General features: G+C 39.7%; 12 protein-coding genes. 11 read left to right on the top strand and 1 reads right to left on the bottom strand.

Going from position 1 to position 14123, the window contains the following annotated elements; translation table 11 throughout:
- Positions 1–281: 281 nt before the first annotated feature.
- From C2869_RS01270 to C2869_RS01260, 3 genes are all read left to right on the top strand, one after another.
- Positions 282–683 (top strand): hypothetical protein, encoded by a 402-nt coding sequence (locus C2869_RS01270; RefSeq protein ID WP_108601233.1) that lies wholly within the window; start codon positions 282–284, stop codon positions 681–683.
- A 494-nt stretch (positions 684–1177) separates the two neighbouring features.
- The gene (locus C2869_RS01265) at positions 1178–1546 is read left to right on the top strand and encodes a hypothetical protein (RefSeq protein WP_108601232.1); all 369 of its coding nucleotides are present in this window, start codon (positions 1178–1180) and stop codon (positions 1544–1546) included.
- Positions 1547–1659: 113 nt separating this feature from the next.
- Complete coding sequence (locus C2869_RS01260; RefSeq protein WP_108601231.1) at positions 1660–1938, top strand: hypothetical protein; 279 nt, start codon at positions 1660–1662, stop codon at positions 1936–1938.
- 1142 nt (positions 1939–3080) lie between these two features.
- On the opposite strand, the gene C2869_RS01250 is transcribed toward C2869_RS01260, so the two are convergent.
- Entirely contained in the window at positions 3081–4190 is a 1110-nt protein-coding gene (locus C2869_RS01250) for a transposase (protein WP_108601229.1), read from the bottom strand.
- A gap of 387 nt (positions 4191–4577) precedes the next feature.
- On the opposite strand from C2869_RS01250, the gene C2869_RS01245 reads away from it, so the two are divergent.
- The 8 genes from C2869_RS01245 (at position 4578) to C2869_RS01210 (ending at position 13987) form a co-directional block, all read left to right on the top strand.
- Positions 4578–4847, top strand: a complete 270-nt coding sequence (locus C2869_RS01245; RefSeq protein ID WP_108601228.1) for a type II toxin-antitoxin system TacA family antitoxin — start codon at positions 4578–4580, stop codon at positions 4845–4847.
- Positions 4844–5377, top strand: a complete 534-nt coding sequence (locus C2869_RS01240; protein WP_108601227.1) for a GNAT family N-acetyltransferase — start codon at positions 4844–4846, stop codon at positions 5375–5377. Before C2869_RS01245 ends, C2869_RS01240 begins: the two co-directional genes overlap by 4 nt.
- A 421-nt stretch (positions 5378–5798) precedes the next feature.
- Positions 5799–6056: a type II toxin-antitoxin system Phd/YefM family antitoxin gene (locus tag C2869_RS01235; protein ID WP_108601226.1), complete on the top strand. Its 258-nt coding sequence runs from the start codon at positions 5799–5801 to the stop codon at positions 6054–6056.
- The gene (locus C2869_RS01230; RefSeq protein ID WP_108601225.1) at positions 6044–6343 is read left to right on the top strand and encodes a type II toxin-antitoxin system RelE/ParE family toxin; all 300 of its coding nucleotides are present in this window, start codon (positions 6044–6046) and stop codon (positions 6341–6343) included. The genes C2869_RS01235 and C2869_RS01230 overlap by 13 nt, the downstream gene beginning before the upstream one ends.
- A gap of 328 nt (positions 6344–6671) precedes the next feature.
- Positions 6672–8036, top strand: coding sequence for an AraC family transcriptional regulator (locus tag C2869_RS01225; RefSeq protein WP_108601224.1), 1365 nt, complete (start codon positions 6672–6674; stop codon positions 8034–8036).
- Between the two features lie 185 nt (positions 8037–8221).
- The gene (locus tag C2869_RS01220) at positions 8222–9277 is read left to right on the top strand and encodes an NHL repeat-containing protein (RefSeq protein WP_108601223.1); all 1056 of its coding nucleotides are present in this window, start codon (positions 8222–8224) and stop codon (positions 9275–9277) included.
- 13 nt (positions 9278–9290) lie between these two features.
- Positions 9291–12446, top strand: coding sequence for a PSD1 and planctomycete cytochrome C domain-containing protein (locus C2869_RS01215; RefSeq protein WP_108601222.1), 3156 nt, complete (start codon positions 9291–9293; stop codon positions 12444–12446).
- 20 nt (positions 12447–12466) lie between these two features.
- Positions 12467–13987, top strand: a complete 1521-nt coding sequence (locus C2869_RS01210; protein ID WP_108601221.1) for a DUF1501 domain-containing protein — start codon at positions 12467–12469, stop codon at positions 13985–13987.
- Positions 13988–14123: the final 136 nt, after the last annotated feature.

The following is a 14123-nucleotide window of genomic DNA, read 5'->3' as shown; positions in this document are numbered from 1 at the left end:
TCCTAATTTTAGCCAAGCATTTTGCGCCTGTTAAGCGGGCGTTAGGTTGCATGTGCAACAAAGAATAAATATTGAACAACATGACAATGTTGTTTATAATAAATAAGTAATTAATAAGGAGTCTACTATGGCTACTGTAACTGAATTCAAATCTAATCAAAACAATAGTACGTTCAACAGAGAGCGTATGGAAAAAGCTTTGAGTTCTAAATTTACCTCTGTAACTAAGAAGTTATCTAGGGACGAGATTAAAAACTTAATACTCTCCAGAGCATAACCTTTTGAAATTCACATGGAAGTTTAGTGATCAATTCGCTAAAGAATTCACATCGTTCCCAGATGATTATAGAAATAGTGTAGTTGATTTTATAACTACTTACCAAGACTATGGTCTTTCTGATTTCTCTAAGTACGAAGGTAAAATAGCGCCTTCTTGGTCAGGTAATGGTTCGGAAGAAGATAAGAAATATGCCAAAGAAAATCACTTATGGCATTACCATGTAGGTTTACCAGAATACGAACAACTCCACGACAGTTATAAAACTTCCGATTATCTACTACATTTTCAATGGAAATTTAAAGGTAATGATATATCTATAGTGGATATGTACAGACATTATAAAATAGACGGTTCTTTCTATTTACCTTCGGAAAAATACCTAGACACTGAACCTTCAGAGTAAAAGCAACCTAACAATAACATTAACAGGGAATCCAAAAGCTAGGCTTCGCCTTTAACGCTTTTGTATCCCGTTATGTTGGCGTTAGAAATAGTTAAATCTTACAAGTAAACGGCTTCAAATGAGGCATTTGTGTGTTTGGTTGCTTTTTCTAATTTAGCTTGGCGTGCAAAGTTATTTTGCATTTTAGTTTGGTTTTGTAGGTTAGTGCGGTGTTGTTAACGTGCTAACTTTAAACCAATTTATTGTTTGCTTATATGTTGGTTATCGCAGTTTTTTGCGTTAAGTTTAAGCATTCGTTTTTATTGTCAGTAAAGGGCATTTTTATGCAGCTCTTGCGTTGTTGGGCATTTCTAACAATGCAGTCAAAGGGATGCAAAAAGCTTGGCAAAATTTTTGCGGAGCAAAAATGTTAGCCAACTTTATTCCACCCTTTACCGCGGCGTTAGGTGCCTAAGGAAATAGCTCTGAGATCATTCAACGAATTTGTCATTTTGATGTCTGCTGGTATCACTACATTAGAATTCTCTTTTCTAAGCAAAAACCATGAGCTATCTATCACTATATATTTTGTGCTCGTTGCATTGATTGTTCTATTTGGTATTTCCTATTTAACAAGTAAGCGTAAGCCTTTAATAAACTTATTTAAAATATTGTTAACTTACTCTATGATTTCAGCGGTGTTTGTGGGTTTACTGCTCCCAATCGGTCAGCTTTTAGCTTATTTTATAGATAATGGTTTTAACATTACATCATGGTTAAATTTATATGGTAAATGGGCTTTAATTCAGTTTATTTCAGGAGTAGGTTTCGCACTTGTAGCCATAGCGTCTTTTTATGGCTTACAACGAAATGTCGGCACCTAACAAGCCAATTAAGGCGGGACTGCTAAAGCTTGGCTCGGTTTCGCTCCGCTTCACATTTTAGCCAAGCATTATCAGCCCCTTATTGGGGCGTTATAAGCCTTTGAGAGAAAGCAGTGGAACTGAACAAAATTTACAAAAATGTCACTGTTAACGAGTTTCATGTTAAAAGAAAAAATGACTCTTTTACATTGTCATTTGAGTTTTACGCAGGTGACCAATTAATTAAAGTTAAATTAAATGGTATCAGGGAGCCTGACAACCTGTGTGACATTCTCGAAGCAAAACGGTTATGGTTAGAAGAATCTGAATCTAACCAACTTGAGTTTGGTCGTTTTACTTTAGGTATTTCTCATGAATGCTTCACTGAAGTCGTTTGTGATAGCTTTGAGTAACAGGCTTATAACAATCGCATCAAGGTCGGACGCAAAAAGCTTGGCTGCGTTCGTGCCTCACTTATTATAGCCAAGCATTTTGCGCCGCTTATGCGGGCGTTAGCTAAGTGCTTAACGTAGTTAAAAATTAAAATTTGGTGTTGTAAGTTTTCGAGTCGCTGGTTATTTTGTGCTAAAAAGTAACACCAACTCGCCACGCTCCAATAGTTGGTTTTTCAACCTCGCTTACTGTTGAGCGGCATTTGCATTGTTTGCTTCTGGTCGCGTTGAGTCAGTTTATAAAAATGGACTTTTGTATCGCCACGCTTGTGCATTTTCTCAAGTTCATTTTTCTAAGTTTACTTACGGCACTCGGCATTGTTCGTGTGTGCTTCTTTTCGCTGCTAAATTGCAGTCAAAAATGAAGTCGGTAAGTTGCTATTTGGTTTTGCGTTGTTTGCGAGGTAAGTTTTAAAGGCTCAGCACTAGCTAACAAAGCAATAATGAATGGGACGCAAAAAGCTTGGCTGCGTCACTTCGTTCCTATTTTAGCCAAGCTTTTTCGCGCCCCATATTGCGGCGTTAGGAGCCTTATCAGCATGATGCCAATTCCGGACTTACTAAATTATAAAGACGAATTAACTAGACACCCATTCTAAAATAAACCAGCGACTGGTGTTGAATAGTTAACACACATTGCCATTCAGCTAGTTTGCTTCATTTTCGTTTGAGATTGGTTTTGAAAAATCGCCCTAGTTTAGGGTTAATTGTAGAATTTGCTTAAACCTTCACAAGCAAAGCGCCACGAATAAACGCGCGATGGGATGGTATTAATTAACTAGACACCCATTCGGTATTAATTAACTAGACACCCATTCGGTATTAATTAACTAGACACCCATTCGGTATTAATTAACTAGACACCCATTCGGGATAAATTAACTAGACACCCATCTTAAAAAGTAAACCAACGACTTGGGTTGAATAGCAAACACACATTGCCATTCAGCTTATTTACTTAACTCTTGTTTGAGAATATTTTTGAAAATTGGCTCAAATTTAGGATTGATTGTGGTTTTTGCTTAAACTTGTACAAGTGCAAGCACCGTGAATAAATACGGGATGGTGGGATTAGTTTTACGCTTCTTGTTATTCGGCGGTATTCAAGCTGATGTCAATGCTGCTGGAATGGCGTAATAGCGCTTGGCTTTACCCACACCTCGATGGCGTTTTTTATGTAATGCGCGTCCAAAACTGTGTAAGCAGGTTTCTGCACCAATGGCTTGGCTAAAGTCTTGTTCTATTTGGTTGGAAAAGGCGAGCCAATTATCTTCTGTAATATTGAGTGTGGTTAATATACTGGGATGTTCTGATGCTACTTTGCCGCGTTTGTTTGGATGAATTTGCCGACTTGTCCAATCAACCAGTGCCAAATAGTTAATCAGTTCATGTTGAATGGCTTGTTTGTCATTATCGATATGACTGTTACCAGCAAAACGTTGCAGTGGCGCTAAAGGTATAGAAGCCAGCCTATCTTGCAGTGGAGTGCTTGAGTTGTCGTGCTGTAGCTTTTCGTTTTGCTGATTGTCGTTTAGGTCATTTTCGCTTGCTGTTGTTGGGTTGGTTTGTGGTTCAGGTTGTAAACCCATGCGTTCTTGAATGGAGGTGTAATCAGACGTTTCTAAGGAATCAGTGATATTAGCGCGAATGGGGTTTAAATCCACGTAAGCCATACACGCCAGTAATGCAGTTTCATCTAACAAAGCTTGTGATTTAAACCGTCCTTCCCAAAATCGGCCTGTGCAGTTGTCTTCTTCATTGGCTAATCTTGCAACATGTTCATTTAAAAAGCGCATAAACCAACTGATATCTGTTAATCGTTGGCGATACTCGGTTACGCATTGTTGAATAATGAGGTTATCAGATTGGCTAATGATAGTGCCTGATAGCCAACGCTCAACAATGGGTTTAGGTTTACACAGTAATGCCCATTGTTTTAATACCGTTTGGTCATCCCATGCTAAGGCTTTATCGCGGTTAACATGCAGCACAAGATGATAGTGGTTACTCATCACGGCATAAGCTGCAATATCAATGGCAAAGATACTGGCCAGTTGTTTGATGCGCTTAACTATCCAACCTTTACGATGGTCAAAGTTTTTGGTGGTGAATTTGTCATTACCACATAAAAACGCTCGGCGCACACAGCGTGATATGCAGTGATAATATTGGGTTTCCTCTAAACAAATTTGCGAGCGTCGTGCGGTTGCCATTGTCTACCTGCCAAATCAATCAAACAACTGATGTTATATACAGTTAAATTTAATTCATTTTTGAGGTTTGTCAATAAGGGGGCTTTATTAAATAATGGGTGTCTGTTTTAAGTCTGTTAGGGGGCTTTATTAAATAATGGGTGTCTGTTTTAAGTCTGTTAAGTTAGCCAAAAACCATATTCTACCGCGTAGCGGCTTAGTTCAACAAGGCACTCAAGCCGGATTCCAAAAGTTTGGCTCCGCTCGAGCCTCGCTAATTTTAGCCAAATTTTATTAGCCCGTTTTATTCTTTCTCGTTCTGTAAAACTTCCGTATAAATTGAATGAGCTTTAAGTTTGTACTATAATCACCAAAAATTACGGAATACATCCGTACATAGGAGGGGTTATGGCAACGGCACGTTTAGATATCCGCCTTGATGAAGAGATCAAGGCAAAAGCCGAAAAAGCATCTGCTCTACTTGGTTTAAAAAGTCTTACCGAATATGTTGTGAGACTTATGGACGAAGATGCGACTCAAGTTATTGAAGAGCATGAAAGCATTATGGTCAAAGACAGTGTTTTTGATGAGTTTATGGCTGCGTGTAATAAAGCGAAAGCTCCGAATCAAGCTTTGCTTGATGCTGCCAAATTTACAGATGAAAGTGGCATTAAGTGAGTTGGGGTAAAGAGTTCGTTGAACTTAGCAAATCAAAGCATGATCGCAACTCATTTGATTGTGGTGAGCAAGAGTTAAACACGTTTATCAAAACTCTAGCTGCAAAGCACATGCAAGCGGGCATTAGCCGAACAATGGTTTTACCTAGTGCTCAACCAATGCTAAATCAAAAACTCGCTATTTGTGCATTTTACAGTGTTGCACCAAGTTCAATCAGCCGAGAAACATTACCGGCACAGTTAGCAAAGAAACTTCCTAGATATCCAATCCCTGTTTTTCTTTTGGCTCAATTAGCAGTGCACAAAGAGTTTCATGGCTCTGGACTAGGAAAGGTTAGCCTTATTCGTGCCCTGAAATACTTGTGGGAAGTGAATCATCACATGCGGGCATACGCAATTGTTGTGGACTGTCTTACAGACTCCGCTCAAGCTTTTTATACGAAGTTTGGCTTTGAAGTATTGTGTGAACATAATGGGCGCATTCGTATGTTCTTACCAATGAAAACGGTAGAACAGCTTTTCAATCAATAGACTACGAATATAACAAATAAGGATATGTGGTGCGAAGTCGACACATCACCCCAGTGTTGGACAAGCCCGGAGTGCAGATTCACAAAAGGTGGGGTGTAATAATAGAACTGCATCCCTCCTTTATATAGTCAATTTCGGCCTGTGACAAAACCACTGAGCGGCGAAGGTGCCAATCGTCAATTTTTTCAAGCCGAGCGAGGCTTTGTTAAATAATGGGTGTCTGTTTTAATAATCGTTTATATAGTCAATTTCGGCCTGTGACAAAACCACTGAGCGGCGAAGGTGCCAATCGTCAATTTTTTCAAGCCGAGCGAGGCTTTGTTAAATAATGGGTGTCTGTTTTAATAATCGGTATAATTGTAACCTAGAGTAAATGTGATACTATTGTGATACTTTATTTAAAATGAATATAGGATTTAATATGAGAGTTGAACTTGTAACAACACTTAAGCGGCAAGCTACTAAAATTCTATCTGACCTACATAAATCAAAAGAACCTGTACTAATTACGGAGCATGGTCAACCATCTGCTTACTTAGTTGATGTGGAAGATTATGAGTTTATGCAACAGCGAATGGCAATTCTTGAAGGTGTTGCACGCGGTGAGCAAGCAATTAAATATGGTGAAACGTTTTCAAACCAAGAAGCAAAAGCGAAAATGAGTAAATGGCTGAAGTAATTTGGACATCACCAGCCCTTGATGATTTAAACGAGATCGCTGAATACATTGCTTTAAGCAACCTATCTGCTGCAAAGAAGTTGACTCAAAAAATATTTGATAAAATAACTAGATTAGAAAATCATCCGGAGTCGGGTAAAAGGCCAAAGGAATTGGCGGACTTAAATTACCGTGAAGTAAATGTTAATCCTTGTCGTATCTTTTATAAAGTAGATAGCGACAAAGTTTATATTTTAAATGTTATGCGTCAAGAACGAGATCTACGTAGGTTTCTTTTAAAGAATTAAGTACGGCTAATAAAAATAGCAAGACACCCATCAAACGCTGTGTCGCGAATATCGCCTTTTAAAACTAAAAAAATCCCGCACGAGGCGGGATATAATAGGGAGACACGAAAAACACATTTCAATCACATTTTTTATGACATCGGCGAGTTAATTTAGTTCAGATTATTTTAAATTTGATGGGTGCTTTTTCGTTCAAACAGCAATTGAATGGTTGATCTACCTTTTTGACCAATACAAAAAATTTACATTTTTTAGGGTTGAGCTCATTGATTTTAATCACACCAGCGCGTTAATCTGTAAATAGAACTTAGCAATATTTACTTCCCTCATGTTTGACGACCCAATTGTCGCCATTAAAATTTTATTTTTACCTTTAATTTCTGCTCAGCTACTTTTGATTGCGGCTGGCTATTTAGCCATTGTTCGAAAACGCATCGCGGTTGACTACAAGTTATATATCGCATTTTTAGTGTGTTTGGCTTTTTTCCAGCTTGGGCCTGTTATTCAAAAGTACTCAGATAGCTTTACTCGGGATGCCATACTGTATACGCGGGTAACCTTACTTTTTACCATTGCAATGCCTGCGTTGCTGATTGCTAACGTGTTACAACTCGGTATTTCTCTTAAACGTTGGCAATCTGTTTTACCTTTTATTTTGGGTGCTTTTGCATCTTTAGGTTACGTGGTTTTTCATGATTTAGGCACTCGTCAATTTTTTATACCTGAAAGCCTTGTTCAATGGTTACCGTTACCATCTACGCGTGATGTAGCACATCGTTTTCAATTTTGGGCGTCTTTGGTTTTGGGCTCCTTACCCTGTAGTTATTTTGTTTATCGAGCCTTGCAAAACCGCTTACAACCGCAATTCTTAGCCTTTACCTTGGGCGGTTTAGTTTTTTGTGTGTTGTTTTCTGTTGGTAGTTATTGGGGGCAGTTTTATTTACTGTATTACGCAGGCTCAATTGTTACCGCTGTTTGCTGGATTTGGGCGGTTTTTCATAATATCAATCAAATGAAAGGCCAAGCTGCGGTTTTAATTGATGAGTTACATTATCTAGTTCAGTCTAATCGTCCTGATATACACACAGAATTAGAAACCGTTTTAGCGGGTTTGCAATCAATATCTGCCGGTGACATTAGTGTTTATAAACTCAGAGTGAGGGAAATACTAAACCGACTGACTGAAGCCTCTATTCAAGCGGGTAGCGATTCAAACAGGGTATTGGCGGTTAATTCTGAGCAGACTCGTAAAGTTGAACAAAGTGAGGATATTGAACAAATTAGCCAACTTGTGCGCGAGCAGGTGGAGCAGGTCTCTAAATTTATCAATGATCAATCAGCTCAGCATTTGACCACTATCGTTAAACCAACGCAAAGTTATTTATCAGAGCATTTTGCTAATGATATTGATATTGATCAATTAGCGGAAAGAGTGTCGGTTAGTCGTTCCTATTTAATGCGAATATTTAAAAAAGAAGTGGGTATGACGATCAACCAGTATCTGACCGAACTGCGTATAGAGCACGCAAAAAATATGCTGCAGAGTCACTCGGTGACCGACACTGCATTTGCGGTTGGTTTTAATAATTCTAATTATTTTGGCACCGTATTTAAAAAAGCTACCGGCATTACTCCGAGTCGCTATCAACAAAAATTAATAGAACAAAATTTAAAAGCGCAACAGGATACTTAATTGATTTTTTTGTTTGAAATAAACAAATTATTTAACATGGATGTTTATCTTAAGTTATTGATTTTTATGCTGTTCATTATTTTTATGGTAGTGGAAACACTATTTTAAAGGTCACAACGTAAAGCAATTGTTATAAATCCCAAAAAACAAAACATTAAAAAATTGTCACGGGATTGAGTACAACAATGCGCTTATCATCTATTCACTTCTTATATAGCTTCTGTTTAATTTTATTTGGCTTAATTATTCAACCTCCTGTTCATGCTCACCAAGGTGAACATGTATCAGAGTCATATTTATATCAAAAAAATTGGTTAAAAGTGCCTGAAGGGCTAGATCAAATTGGTAAATCTCACGGTGAAATTGCTGTTAGTTCAGCAGGTGATGTTTACGTTAGCATGATGGGTAAAAAAGGTGGTATTCAAGTTTATAGTGATCAAGGCCAATATATAGGTAATGTTACAGGTGCACCGGATGACATTCACGGTTTTGCGATTCGCAAGGAAGGTGCGCAAGACTACATATATGGCGCAAGGTTATACGGCCAAACGTTGTTTAAAATGACGTTAGCTGGAGATATTATTTTCGAAATTGATGCTAAGTCAGCTATCCCAAAACAGTTTCATAATCAGCCTAATCCTAATAAAAAATGGCAAGATGAGCGTAAACTTAAACTTACCGCAGTGGCTGTTGCTGATAATGGTGATATGTATGTGGTAGATGGTTATGGCCGCGACTTTATTCATAAATTTAATGCTAATGGTCAGTATCTTGATACATTCGCGGGGCGCCAAGCGCCATGGAAATTAAAAAATTGTCATAAAATAGCCATTGATCCTCGTTTTACGCCTAATCGAATTCTTTGTGCTGATCGGGCAAATATGCGTTTAGTACATATAGGTTTAGATGGTAATTATATTGGAGAATATGCCACTAATTTACGCCGCCCAAGTGCCATGAGTTTTTATCAAAACACGGTAGCGGTTGCTGAAATTGGTGGTCGTGTGACTTTATTAAATAAAAGTGGACAGGTTATGCAAACTATTGGCACAAACCAAACCGCAGGGCAAAAAGAAAGTCACCATCCTAAAACCCCACCAGAAAAATGGCGTGATGGCGTGTTTACCTCACCACATGGCATTACTTTTGATGCTAACGGCAACTTATTGATTACGGAATACAGTAATTATGGTCGAGTTTTAAAATTTGAGTTAAATCAAAATAAATTAGCTAAGCGCTAATAGGTTAGTCGTTATGCGTTTAGTTGTATCAATTGTCGTTATTGCATGCTCTTTATTATTAAGCGCTTGCTTTAACCAGGATCCCAAATTAAAACTTTTGCCAGATGATGAAAACCGCATAGTTTTTAATCGAGATATTCGGCCTATACTGAACAAAAATTGTACGGGGTGCCATGGTGGAGTTGGTAAGCAATCTGGCGTTTCATTTATTAGTCACGAAGACGTGCTAGCTAGAGGCCATTCAGGGCGACTCACGGTTGTACCAGGTGATCCTGACGCATCTGGCTTAATTGAACGGGTCGAGTCAACTGATCCTAATTTACGTATGCCGTATAAAGCCCCGCCGTTAAAACCGCAAGAAATTGCTATGTTGCGCCAATGGATCGCTGAAGGGGCTCATTGGCAAGAACACTGGGCGTTTGAAAAGCCAATTAAATATCAAGCGCCGACATTGCCAGATAATAGTTTGGTCAATAATGAGATCGATCAATTTATTCAAGCTAAGTTATTCGACAAGGGGTTAAAACCTTCACCTAAAGCGGATAAAGCCAGTTTATTGCGCCGTGTGACATTAGATTTAACTGGCTTGCCACCAACGCTAGAACAAATAGAACACTTTGTTAATGATGAGTCATCAACTGCCTATGATAAGTATGTTGATAGTTTATTAGCCTCTCCTCGATTTGGTGAGCGTTGGGCAAGTTTGTGGCTCGATTTAGCGCGATATGCCGATACTAAAGGTTACACATGGGACAAATATAGAGCCACTTGGCCGTACCGCGATTGGGTGATAAAGGCCTTTAATGACAATAAATCCTATAAAGATTTTATTATTGAGCAGCTTGCGGGCGATTTATTACCTAATCGTAGTGTAGATAACTTAGTCGCTACTGCATTTCATCGCCAAACACCGGCCAATGACGAAGGTGGAACTGATGATGAAGAGTTTCGCGTTGTGTCTGTAATGGATCGTACCGCGACCACTTGGTCGGTGTTAAACGGAATTACCATGAACTGTGTGCAATGTCATGCTCATCCTTATGATCCGATCAACCATGATGAATATTATAAATTTTACAGTTTTCTCAATACCACGTTAGATGCAGATAAGGTTAATGATACACCGCATTTAAAGTACGCCAGCAATCCTGAATTAAGAACGACAGCGTTTCAATTACAAGAGGAAATGCTAGCGCTTAAACAGCAAATTGCCAAACAAGGTTATGAGGTTTATCAAGCAGTAAATTGGCAATTGCTAGACATAGCTGAAGGTAAAATTGATGAATTAGCTGCCGTTAAATTAAACCGAGATTATCTGCAAAACAAAGCAGATAAAATAGAAGATAAAAGCACTTGGAAGTACAAGAACACCCTAGAACAAGTTGAAAACTTAAACAAGGTTATCCAACAATTAGCCGATAAACCTTTGGTTGATTTAGCCTTAAAAGACGGCGAAGTGTACGAAACTAGTGAAGCGTTAGCCGCCTCGGCTATTTATAATCTTAAAACCGTTACAACCATTAACCCTAGCCAAAAGCCACCGGCAACGATAACGGCACTGCGTTTTATGGTGCAAGGTTTAAACCCTAATACATCGCCGCATACACCTGAAGTCGGATATAAATTAAGCCAAGCCAAAGTTTGGCATGTAAAAGCGGACGGTTCTGAACAAGCATTAGATTTTTCGAGTGTTATTGTTGGAAATAGTCAAGTATTGGCAGAGCAACTGCCTAAGCTAAATCAAGTCTATGCTGCGCGTATTAAACAACATGGTGATATTAGTCGGCCGTTAAATAAAAACGATAACATGAGTTCAGCTTTAGCTTTGCAAGCGCCGCATTTATTTAACCCTCGTTGGTCAGTGGCCGTTTTAGCTGAGCCTATTGCCTTACAAGCCGGTGAATATTTACGTATTGATGCCTATCGCCTAAATCAAAAAGTACGACGTTTAAGCATAGCCACAACCGATGACAAAATATGGTCGTCCGTCGCTAAAGATGAACAACGCGTTGCAAAGATTACCCGTTATGTTGAACTCAGTAAGCAGCTGGCGCAAATAAGCACAATAAATATGCCTGTCCTGTATGAACAAGACGCTTGGGATCAAAGGGGAACCGCATTATTTGGCCGTGGTAATTTTTTGGCTAAAGAGGGTGAACTATTAGCGCCTGATACACCAAAGCTATTTCCTGTGTTTGATGCTAAAAAGCGTGATCGTTTGGCAATGGCTAATTGGTTTTTTAAACCTGAGCAGCCGTTAACCGCACGAGTGGCGGTTAACCGTTTTTGGCATGCATTATTTGGTCGAGGCATTGTTTCGACACTCGAAGATTTTGGCAGTATAGGTGAACCACCTTCTCACCCTGAATTGTTAGATTGGTTGGCGTTAACCTTGCAAAATGATATGCAATGGGACATTAAGGCGTTACTGAAATTAATCGTAACCAGTCATACTTATCAACAAAGCGCTAAGATAACCTCACAACTGGGCGAGCAAGATCCAACCAATACGTGGTTAGCTAGGGGCCCACAACAAAGATTAACTGCGGAAATGGTGCGCGATCAAGCCTTGTTAGCTAGCGGCTTAATGAATCGCAAAATGGGTGGTAAGGGTGTTATGCCCCCTCAACCCGACAATATATGGGGGCGAAAAGGTGTCACCATTAAAGATTGGAAAAATGCCCACGGCGAAGACAGGTATCGACGTGCGGTATACACCTTTATTAAACGGCAATATTACTATCCGAGTTTTGAAACCTTTGATATGGAATCTCGTGAATTAAGCCATGCACGTCGAATACCAACCAATACGCCTTTACAAGCATTAGTTACACTTAACGATCCGGTTTATCACGAAGCTGCACAGGCGCTAGCTAAACTCATGTTAAATCAATACAACGGCGGATTAGCGACTAATATAGCAACTAATACAGAGACTAATAAAGAGACAGCCAATAACATGCCAGCTACTACTAATGGTCGTGTTGAGATAGCGATTAATTTAGGTTTTAAACGCCTGCTAAGTCGAAACGCTAACCAAGCTGAAATGAAAACGCTTAAACACACCCTAACATTAGCTGAGCAAGAAGTGGGGACAGGTAACGATCTGGCTAGTTGGACAGCCATCGCTTCGGTATTGTTAAACCTAGATATTGCGCTAACTCGCTAAAAACTGAGGTTATAGTCATTATGAAAAATCGTTTTAATAAACAGTTTGCCAGCCAAGCGGAATTAGACGCCTTACAAATAGAAACATTGCGAACTCATACTCGGCGAGAGTTTTTAAAACAAAGTGGTGCTATGTTAGGCGGTACTTTCCTGTCTACTGTGTTGGCACAACAAGCCAATGCAGCAACCAACCCATTTGATTATTCACGTCCATTAGGTCAACCGTTAACCCCCTTAGCGCCGCCATACCCGGCTAAAGCTAAACGAGTAATTTATATGCATATGGCAGGGGCTCCAAGCCAATTGGAGCTATTTGAACATAAACCTGAATTGCAAAAATACAGTGGTAAGTTATGCCCAGAGGAATTTTTAAAAGGTAAACGCTTTGCTTTTATATCGGGCGTACCTAAGTTATTGGGTTCACAGTTTCCGTACCACCAAGCGGGGCAGAGTGGCAAATGGATATCTGATCGATTTCCTCATCTTGAAAAACATATTGATGATATGTGTTTTATTAAATCCATGCATACGGATCAATTTAATCATGCTCCGGCGCAAATTTTAGCCCTAACGGGTAACGCAAGACCAGGCCAGCCCTCTCTTGGCGCGTGGACTACTTACGGTTTAGGCACCATGAATCAAAACTTACCGGGTTTTGTTTCATTAATTTCGGGATCGCGTTCACCAGATGGTGGCAAACCATTGTGGGGTTCGGGTTATTTACCGAGCGCTTATCAAGGGGTTAAATGTCGCTCGCAAGGTGATCCGGTATTGTATTTAAGTAATCCCGAAGGGGTTAGTCGCCCGTTGCGCCGTCGGGTTTTAGACGCCTTGGCCGAGCTTAATCAGCAAAATTATGCCGAGATGGGTAATCCAGAAACCTTAACGCGCATTGCCCAATATGAAATGGCGTATCGTATGCAAATAGAAGCCTCTGATGCTTTCAACATTGGGTTAGAAAGCGAGGCTACTCGCGAAAAATATGGCGCCAAGCTAGGTGTTAAAAGTTTTGCTAATAACGCTTTAGTCGCGAGACGTTTGGCGGAAAGTGGGGTGCGATTTATTCAATTATTTGATTGGGATTGGGACGGACATGGCACTAATGACAGAGAAAATGTGTCGCATGGCTTAGCTAAAAAATGTAAAGACATAGACCGACCCATAGCGGCGTTGCTATCTGATCTAAAAGAACGAGGCATGTTAGATGACACCTTGGTGATTTGGGGTGGAGAGTTTGGACGAACGCCTATGCAAGAAAATCGCGGTGGGCGCGACAATATGTTTGCAGGGCGTGATCATCACCCCAATGCTTACACCATGTGGTTAGCGGGTGGCGGCATAAAAGGTGGTATGACACATGGTGAAACTGATGATTTGGGATATGACATAGTGAAAGACCCGGTTAGCATTCATGATTTACATGCCACTATTTTATATTTGCTAGGGTTTAATCATAAAACCTTCACTTTTCCATATCAGGGACTGAACCAGCGGTTAACTGGGGTGCATGACGCCCGCATCGTTTCGCAAATTTTAGCATAGTTAATGGTTAAGCAAGGTAATGACTCGGCGTTATCAAATATCAAGTTTTGCGGGCGAGCATTTATGCTTGCAGAGCCTGCCAGCCGTTTTGCCTAAAAGAGCAAGACGCCATGTTGTGAATGATAAATGGTTACAA

Source organism: Saccharobesus litoralis (genome assembly GCF_003063625.1).
In the GTDB taxonomy this organism is placed as follows: Bacteria; Pseudomonadota; Gammaproteobacteria; order Enterobacterales; family Alteromonadaceae; genus Saccharobesus; species Saccharobesus litoralis.
This window is presented reverse-complemented; position numbering and strand designations above follow the sequence as displayed.

What these genes read in the sequence shown, in the direction of transcription:
- C2869_RS01265 (WP_108601232.1), top strand. Translation starts at nt 1,178, where the DNA reads ATGTCTGCTGGTATCACTACATTAGAATTCTCTTTTCTAAGCAAAAAC.
- C2869_RS01250 (WP_108601229.1), bottom strand. Translation starts at nt 4,190, where the DNA reads ATGGCAACCGCACGACGCTCGCAAATTTGTTTAGAGGAAACCCAATAT.
- C2869_RS01245 (WP_108601228.1), top strand. Translation starts at nt 4,578, where the DNA reads ATGGCAACGGCACGTTTAGATATCCGCCTTGATGAAGAGATCAAGGCA.
- C2869_RS01235 (WP_108601226.1), top strand. Translation starts at nt 5,799, where the DNA reads ATGAGAGTTGAACTTGTAACAACACTTAAGCGGCAAGCTACTAAAATT.
- C2869_RS01230 (WP_108601225.1), top strand. Translation starts at nt 6,044, where the DNA reads ATGGCTGAAGTAATTTGGACATCACCAGCCCTTGATGATTTAAACGAG.
- C2869_RS01225 (WP_108601224.1), top strand. Translation starts at nt 6,672, where the DNA reads ATGTTTGACGACCCAATTGTCGCCATTAAAATTTTATTTTTACCTTTA.
- C2869_RS01220 (WP_108601223.1), top strand. Translation starts at nt 8,222, where the DNA reads ATGCGCTTATCATCTATTCACTTCTTATATAGCTTCTGTTTAATTTTA.
- C2869_RS01215 (WP_108601222.1), top strand. Translation starts at nt 9,291, where the DNA reads ATGCGTTTAGTTGTATCAATTGTCGTTATTGCATGCTCTTTATTATTA.
- C2869_RS01210 (WP_108601221.1), top strand. Translation starts at nt 12,467, where the DNA reads ATGAAAAATCGTTTTAATAAACAGTTTGCCAGCCAAGCGGAATTAGAC.